The organism is Bradyrhizobium sp. (genome assembly GCF_019244115.1).
Lineage (GTDB): Bacteria > Pseudomonadota > Alphaproteobacteria > Rhizobiales > Xanthobacteraceae > Bradyrhizobium.
The window spans coordinates 1-7,650 of record NZ_JAFATE010000346.1 but is presented as its reverse complement, the minus strand read 5'-3'; the positions used below and the strand labels follow the sequence as shown (position 1 = coordinate 7,650).

8 protein-coding genes and 1 pseudogene are annotated in these 7,650 nt (G+C 62.9%); 6 read left to right on the top strand and 3 right to left on the bottom strand.

The window, feature by feature from the left end; translation table 11 throughout:
- The first annotated feature begins 141 nt into the window (after nucleotides 1-141).
- On the top strand, nucleotides 142-1,182 hold the full coding sequence (locus JOZ76_RS15385) for a patatin-like phospholipase family protein (RefSeq protein WP_291699472.1): 1,041 nt from the start codon (nucleotides 142-144) through the stop codon (nucleotides 1,180-1,182).
- A 6-nt stretch (nucleotides 1,183-1,188) separates the two neighbouring features.
- On the opposite strand, the gene JOZ76_RS15380 is transcribed toward JOZ76_RS15385, so the two are convergent.
- Nucleotides 1,189-1,617, bottom strand: coding sequence for a CBS domain-containing protein (locus JOZ76_RS15380; RefSeq protein ID WP_291699471.1), 429 nt, complete (start codon nucleotides 1,615-1,617; stop codon nucleotides 1,189-1,191).
- Nucleotides 1,618-1,817: 200 nt separating this feature from the next.
- Nucleotides 1,818-2,636, bottom strand: coding sequence for a rhomboid family intramembrane serine protease (locus tag JOZ76_RS15375; RefSeq protein ID WP_441300037.1), 819 nt, complete (start codon nucleotides 2,634-2,636; stop codon nucleotides 1,818-1,820).
- A gap of 550 nt (nucleotides 2,637-3,186) precedes the next feature.
- On the opposite strand from JOZ76_RS15375, the gene JOZ76_RS15370 reads away from it, so the two are divergent.
- Entirely contained in the window at nucleotides 3,187-3,741 is a 555-nt protein-coding gene (locus tag JOZ76_RS15370) for a PAS domain-containing protein (protein ID WP_291699469.1), read from the top strand.
- Nucleotides 3,742-3,862: 121 nt separating this feature from the next.
- Here JOZ76_RS15370 and JOZ76_RS15365 read toward each other — a convergent pair whose 3' ends face one another.
- Complete coding sequence (locus JOZ76_RS15365) at nucleotides 3,863-5,014, bottom strand: zinc-binding dehydrogenase (RefSeq protein ID WP_291699468.1); 1,152 nt, start codon at nucleotides 5,012-5,014, stop codon at nucleotides 3,863-3,865.
- A gap of 167 nt (nucleotides 5,015-5,181) precedes the next feature.
- Here JOZ76_RS15365 and JOZ76_RS15360 point away from each other — a divergent pair, with 167 nt between their 5' ends.
- The 4 genes and pseudogenes from JOZ76_RS15360 to JOZ76_RS15345 all read left to right on the top strand — a co-directional run.
- Nucleotides 5,182-5,796: a PilZ domain-containing protein gene (locus JOZ76_RS15360; RefSeq protein ID WP_291699467.1), complete on the top strand. Its 615-nt coding sequence runs from the start codon at nucleotides 5,182-5,184 to the stop codon at nucleotides 5,794-5,796.
- Nucleotides 5,797-6,129: 333 nt separating this feature from the next.
- The gene (locus JOZ76_RS15355; protein ID WP_291699466.1) at nucleotides 6,130-6,750 is read left to right on the top strand and encodes a transglutaminase-like cysteine peptidase; all 621 of its coding nucleotides are present in this window, start codon (nucleotides 6,130-6,132) and stop codon (nucleotides 6,748-6,750) included.
- Nucleotides 6,751-6,894: 144 nt separating this feature from the next.
- A complete protein-coding gene (locus tag JOZ76_RS15350; RefSeq protein WP_291699465.1) occupies nucleotides 6,895-7,467 on the top strand; it encodes a hypothetical protein in 573 nt (190 codons plus the stop codon).
- A pseudogene (locus JOZ76_RS15345) lies at nucleotides 7,464-7,650 on the top strand (hypothetical protein); the annotation flags it as partial. The gene JOZ76_RS15350 and the pseudogene JOZ76_RS15345, both read left to right, overlap by 4 nt.

The following is a 7,650-nucleotide window of genomic DNA, read 5'->3' as shown; positions in this document are numbered from 1 at the left end:
TTTTCGATCGGCGCGTCTCGGCTCAATGCGAATCGGCATAAACCATGCTTTCTTAAGTCCAGTGGCGCAACGTCGCGGTCGTGCGTAGTGTTTATCAGAGCAGCTAGTGTCCTGCGGGGCGGTGGGTCCAGGAGTTCTACGGTGCTGGAAAGCCTGATCGGACGAGGCCAGAGCGGCGCGGAGCGTGACAAGGTTGGTCTCGATAGTATTCGTCGGCCGGTGATCGGCCTTGCTCTCGGTGGCGGTGCGGCACGCGGTTTCGCCCATATCGGCATCATCCGGACGCTGGTGGCCCATGGCATCATCCCGCATGTGGTAGTCGGAACTTCGATCGGCTCGGTGGTGGGCGGCGCTTATGTCGCAGGCCATCTCGACACGCTGGAAGAATGGGCCCGCGGCCTGCAGCCGCGGAACATCCTTGGTTATCTCGATATCCGTCTCAACGGCTCGGGCCTGATCGGCGGCGAGAAGCTCGCGGCCCAGCTCGAGGCCTCGCTCGGCCAGACCCTGATCGAGGACCTGCCGATGAAGTATGCCAGTGTCGCGACCGAGGTCCGTACCGGTCATGAGATCTGGCTCACGCATGGCCGCATCGTCGAAGCGATGCGTGCCTCCTATGCGCTGCCGGGAATCTTCTCTCCGGTGCTGGTGGGCGATCGCTGGCTGGTCGACGGCGCGCTGGTCAATCCGGTACCGGTCTCGGCGGCGCGCGCGCTCGGCGCCGAGATCGTCATCGCCGCCAACCTCTCCAGCGACGTCTTCACACATTCGACCACGATCTATTCACACGGCCAGCCGGTCGCGGTGCCGGAGACGGTGATCGATCCGGCACCGCCAAAACGTCGCTTCGGAAAGTTCTTCTCGCCGGAACGCACCGTGAAGCGCGAGTTTTTCGGCGGCGGCGGCCGGCCGGGAATCTCTTCCGTGATGGCGGACGCGTTCAACATCATGCAGGACCGCATCACGCGGGCCCGGCTCGCCGGCGATCCGCCCGACCTGTTGATCACGCCGCGCGTCGGCCAGATCGGCTGGTTCGATTTTCATCGCGCCGCCGAGCTGATCGCGTTCGGCGCCCGCGCCGCCGAGCGTGCGCTCAATGCGATCGAAGAGGCGATACCGGACCTCACTCCGGCGCCGCGCGAGACCGAGACAGCCGACACAATCGAGGCGAAGCCGGCCTGAGCTCTCTCAGGCTGTCTTGATGTAAGTGGTCAAAGCCTCCTGTTCGTTCTCGTATTCCTGCACGCGCCATTTGACGACGTCGCCGATCGAGATGAGGCCGACTACCTTGTCGCCCTCGACGACCGGCAGGTGGCGGAATTTTCCGAGCGTCATCATCTCCATGATCCCGGCGACGGTGTCGGACTGCCGGCAGCTCACCACCTTGCGCGTCATCACCGCGCTGACGGGCTCGTCGAGCACGCCGGCGCCGCGTTCGCTCAGCACGCGCACGATGTCGCGCTCCGATAGGATTCCCTCGATGCGGCCCGCGCTCATCACCAGCACTGCGCCGATCTTGCGCTCGCCCAACACCTTGATGGCGGCCGAAAGCTTCGCTCCGGGCTCCACGCTCTGGATCTGATGACCCTTGGTATCGAGAATCGCACGTACCGTCATTGCTGTCTCCCTGAAGCCGATCGCGCCCGAGACAAGCGAGCGCCATCACGTTTCCTCGAGTTTCAATCAACAGTTTGGCGCCGGTTTCGTTTCAGACCGGGCGCGGGCGTGCATCGCAACAGAGCACGCCGTCAGGCTTATGCCCTTCTTCTTGGACCTGTGATGATGGATGAAATCGGACTGCGCCGCAAGCGAAGAGGCTAGCCGGGATTCGCCGGATCAGCCGGTGACGCGGTTGCAGCATTGCTCGTGCGCGGTACGGGATCGAATAGCGAAAACAACAACAGACCCGCAAAAAAGCCGCCGATATGGGCCTGCCAGGCGACCGCGGCGCCGTCGGTACCGAGCGCCAGCGAGCCGGCGCCGAAGATGATGTTGACGCCGAACCAGACCGCCAGAAAGCCCAGCACCCGGCGATCGCGCAGCGCGCGCGACAGCGGCAGGGCCGGTACTTTCGCCGCCGCGTCGGCGTCGCCGCGGCTGAACGACAGAAAACTGCCCTGAACGAAAGCAAAGCGGATGGCGGCCGCCATCGTGCCCGATACCGAAGCCGATGCCCCGATCATCGGCGCAGCCGCGTGCTCGTGGGTCAGAAGATGTGCGAACGCTCCGGCGGCCGCCGTCACCGCCATAAAGAGGAAGAAGCGGAAGGGACCGAACCGGCGCGCCAGCGCGCTGCCGAAGGGCAGCAGCCACAACACGTTGAAGACGATGTGGGTGATATTGGCGTGCAGCAGCGAATAGGTGAGGAAGGTCCACACCTTGGCGCCGACACCGCCGGGAAACAGATCGAGCGGCATGGCATCGTAGCGTTTCGGGATGAAACCGAAGACGTCGATCGTCCAGTCCTCCAATTCGGCCGGAAGCAGGACCCGCAGGTGGATGACCGCGATCAGCAGCACATAGGCGGTGAGTGCGCCCGGCAAGGTCAGAATTGGCTCGCGCGCGGCCGCCTGCTGCAGTTCGGCAGGCAAGCCAGATGCAGGCAAGCCAGATGATGAATCGGGCGACGAATCCAAGGCGTTCAGAACCCATTGTGCGATCGCTGGCACCCAGATAGGCGTCTTTCGCCGCCGGGTGCAAGTGCACAAATTTGCGCGCTTGGCCGGCGTCCTCGCATGGAACGTCAGCGGCGACCAGATCTCTTGCGCAGTGGCGCTGCACCGGGCCTGGACACCGGTTCTGCAAATCTGCCGAATGCCAAAAACGAATGCCAAAAAAGAGGGAGGGCTCTGAGAAAGCCCTCCCTCGCAGGACGGTTGGCTAATCTGGTTCGCGCGGGCCAGGTCACACCCCCACCCCTCCCGCGCAAATCAAACTGTTCGACTGCCTCCTGAAGACCCTGCCGGAGGAACCAACGCCGGCCGGATCTGATACCCGTAATTCTACGTGGTTTCCTCTCCTCGCCAAGAGCATCGTTAACTTAACGTTAACGGCGCAAAGAGCCCGGCGGCGGACCTGCGCGGCATGGACGCTGCAATACTCATTGGGCACAACAGCCAAGGGAGTTGCGTTGAGCGAAAGCGGGACAGAGTTGTCCTGCTCGCGAACGCAGGACGAGTTCGAAGTATGAAGCATCCGTCGAGTCGCGAGTTTTTCGCGTATTGGGACCGCGTCCGCGGCGAGGCGCGCGCGCCAGATCGAAGCGACTTCGAGCCCGCCGCTGTGCGTCCCTTGCTCGGCGACATTTTCGTGTTGTGCTACGATGCCGACAGAGGCCATCGCTTCCGCGTGGCCGGCACCAGGGTCTGCGCCCTGCTCGGGCGCGACCTCAAGGACCAAAACTTTTCCGCGCTGTTCGCGCCGGCCTGCCGCGGCGAAATCGACGAGATCGTCGCAGCCGTGGCGGAAGAGACGCTGCCGGCCATCGCCGGTGTGACCGCGACCTCGCAAGGCGGCGAACGGAGGCATCTCGAGCTGCTGCTACTACCGTTCCACAGCCGCGCCCACGCCCCGATCAGCCTGACCGGCCTCTTGGCGCCGTTCGAAAGCAGCTCCGGGCTCGCCGGCGATCTCACGCTGACCTCGTGGCGCTACTTGCACCCGCCACAAAAGATCGTTCCGCGCCTCGTGCGCAAGCTCGCGCTGGCACGCGGGCTGATGGTGTATGAGGGCCTCGGTTAGCGCGAACGGGATGCCGCGACAAAGGCGGGTGCGGCAGCGACGTTGCTATCGCGCCCGCTTTTGTGGCGAAGATCATCCATCGGGCCTTCTTTCGCGGTGACGGCGCGATTCGGCCCTGGCCCTATTCGACCAGTTCCGGCCAGGGCACGATGGTGGATTTCACCGTCTTCATCGCCATCGCGTCCGCGACCGCGCTTCTGATACCTTCTTCGGAGAACGGATAGATCGTCTGCATCTCGAGCCAGGGATATTTGTCGCGGGTCCGATAGAGCATGTCGACACCGAGCGGCAGGTCGTTGCCGGTAAAGCCCCATGAGCCCAGCACGTTGAGGTCCTTGGTGCAGATGCGATGCCAGGAGGTCTCGATCCCTCCGGCATCGGTGAACTGCCCCATCTCGACATAGGTGCCGCCGTCGCGCAGCATTTCGATGCCCTCCGGCCCCGCGCTCGGATGGCCTGAGCAATCCATCACGAGATCCGCGCCAAAACCGCCGACGATTTCGCGCACGGCATCGATGCGCGCCGCGGGCGTCCTGATGTCCTCGATGTCGACAGTGGCTTCGGCACCGAATTTGCGGGCGAGCTTCAATCGCGGTGCCTCCGGTGCGCCGACACAGATCACCCTGCCCGCCCCCATCTCTTTCGCGGCAGCGACCGCCAGAATGCCGATCGGACCAGAACCCTGGATCACCACCGTGTCGCCCCAGGAGAATCCGCCGGCGCGCGTGGCGCGGTTGAAGGCGCGGACGCAGGAGGTGAGCGGCTCCGACAGCGCACCGAGCCGGAGCGACATGTCGTCGGGCAGCTTATAGATCTTGGTACCGGGCAGCATGTCGAGATCGACATAGACATATTCGGCCCAGCCGCCCCACAGTTGCGGCGCCTTGTCGAAGCCGAGATAGCGGCCGTAATAGACCGGCGTCAGGCACTTGTTCGCGGTGTGCGGATAATGGATGCAATAGTAGCAGCGGCCGCAGGGCATCAGCGGCGGGATCATCACTTTCGAGCCGACGGTCAGCGGCTTGCCCATGAAGTCTTCCGTGAACTCGGAGCCCGTCTCGACCAGCACGCCGCCGATTTCGTGGCCGAGCGTAAACGGCCACGGCAGAGGTTTTGGCCAATGGCCTTTCAGGATGTGCAGATCGGTGCCGCAGACCCCGCAGGCGCCGACCTTGATCAGCGCGGCCTTGTTCGGAACGGCCGGCCACGACACGTCGCGAATGACGGGCGGAGCGCCGGGTCCGGCATGGGTGCAGACGCGGATCTGTTTCATTGGTTTCCTCCAATTTTCTTGTCGTCGTTGAAAACGGCGCGGCTTACCCAAGCTTATGCGACGTATTCGGCAGCGCAAACTCTTGCTAACGCTGCATTAACCGTGCGGACGCTAGGGTCCGCTGACGCCGCGAGTGCCAGTCAGCCGCGGCGATCGGGTGGCGAGCAATGTCTTTGGCGCATAAGAAATCATCAATTCCGGCTGCCGAAGAGCGCCGCCGCTTCCAGCGGGTCAAGGTTCATCTGCTCGGGCGCTATATGCTGCCGGACCGGCGTGAATTCCCCTGCCAGGTCATCAACATGTCGCCGGGAGGGCTGGCGCTGCTGGCGCCCGGCATCGGCAATGTCGGCGACCGCGTGATCGCCTATCTCGATCACATCGGCCGGGTCGAGGGCAAGATCACCCGCATCATCGACAACGGCTTTGCAATGACGGTCGCCGCGACCGCACGCAAGCGCGACAAGCTTGCCGCCCAGCTCACCTGGCTTGCGAACCGCGATATTCTCAACCTGCCGGAAGACCGCCGCCACGACCGCGTCGTGCCGCGCAACCCGATTGCCATCATCACGCTCGAGGATGGCACGCGGATGACCTGCCGTATCATCGACCTCTCGCTGTCCGGCGCCGCCGTTGCGGCCGAGCACCGGCCACCGCTGCAATCGCTGGTTCTGCTCGGCCGCGTGCAGGCACGCGTGGTGCGCAATCTCGAGGAAGGTTTTGCCATGGAATTCATCCATGAGCAGCTCGTCGAAACGCTCGAAGAGAGCGTTACCGCGCGGTAAAGCGCAACACGAGCACAACCCCAGGGTTTGTTCGCGACATGCTAACATCTCGGTCGGATGAAGATACCGCCGACCCCCGAGCCATGCTGCCTGATCATCGTTAATCCGAGCGCTCCTGGGACAAGGAAACGCCGCAACGACGGGCTTTTCCACTCTTAATCCGTAAAATTTGACTCAATTGCAGTCGTTTCAAACTTGAATCGAATACTGCTCAAATACAGCTCGAATTCTCCGCGGCTTTTACTTGTATTCGCTTCAAAACAACCTGGACAGTTTAGCGGCGGCGCAAAATCTTCGTGCGATCTGTGGTCCCAACAACAAACGGGGGCCACAATGTTCAACATCAGGGGACAGGGACTGCGATTGGCGGCCATCGCCATTCTCCTGACCGTCAACGCACCGGCACATGCCGGAGACGAGCATCCGCTCTATGCGAGCCTGGGAGACACGACACGGGCGCCGATCGGCTGGATCGATTTCTGCAACGACAATCCGACGGAGTGCGGCAACGGCGCCTCGCAGCCGCGCGACATCGTGATGTCGCAGGCGGCCTGGCGCGATCTCAACAAGGTCAACCACTGGGTGAATGAGAACGTCAAGCCGATGACCGACATGGACCATTGGGGCGTCATCGAGAAATGGTCGCTGCCGACCGACGGCTACGGCGATTGCGAAGACTACGTGCTGCTCAAGCGCAAGATGCTGATCGATGCAGGCTGGCCGCGCGAGGCGCTGCTGATCACCGTGGTGCGCGACCGCAAGGGTGAAGGCCATGCCGTGCTGACGGTCAAGAGTGACAAGGGCGAGTTCATTCTGGACAACCAGAACGAAAGCATCGTGTCCTGGACCGACACCGGATACCGCTTCGTCAAGCGGCAATCGCAGGGCGACCCGAATGTGTGGGTGTCGCTGGGCGATGGTCGTCCGGCCGTCGCGACTGCGAGCGCCAAGTAGACAGGACCAACTGATCACACGAATTGGACAACAAACGCGTTACGCGACCCGGTCACATCCCCACCCCTCCCCGTCCCAGACCGGTTCGCGCGCGGCCAGGCTTCCCCCAAAGCCTGGCCGCAACTTTTTTGTGCGCTGGAACTGTTGGATTTCCTTGATCTTTTCACATTGGTTGTGCCGCAATCGCGCAGAACAGAGCGGGAATCGCGCAAGTCTCCCCGTGGAGAATACGTGGACTTTGTTCACGCCCCGTTCTGGTCTAATCTGGCGACTATGACCGCCCTCACCCGCCGCCGCGATCCGGATGCCCGCCAAGAAGCTTGGCGGATCTTCTACGGTGACGTGCACGTCGGCACGATCGGCATACGATCTGGCAATCCTACAGGCGGCGACCAATGGTCCTGGCACTGCGGCTTCTATCCTGGTAGCAATCCCGGCGACGCCAGCGACGGCACCGCACCCAATTTCGATGTGGCGCGGGCGGCATTTGAGAGCGCCTGGTCGGTCTTTCTCTCGAAACGCACCGAAGCCGATTTTCTGGAATATCGACGGCACCGGGCATCGACCGCGTGGAAGTACGCCATGTGGGACGCCGGCTGCAAACTGCCGACACAAACCGCTGACGGCCGGGCGCGATGCTTTTGTGGCGCGGAGATCGGAATCGCTGATATGGACCAGCATATTTACGCCGCGCACATGGAGGCCAACGCCGCATGAAGTTCGTCGCCGCTCGCCCCTTCGCTGATCCCGAGGCCGCTGCCCACAAGCTCCTCAAGCTCGCCAACGCCTTCGAGCCGGTGCAGGACGGCCGGATTTACATCGAGAAGATCAACTGGCCGTTTCTCACCGAGCACAAGGGCAGCGTTACCGAGTACAGCGCCGGCCTCAAGCTCGCGATCG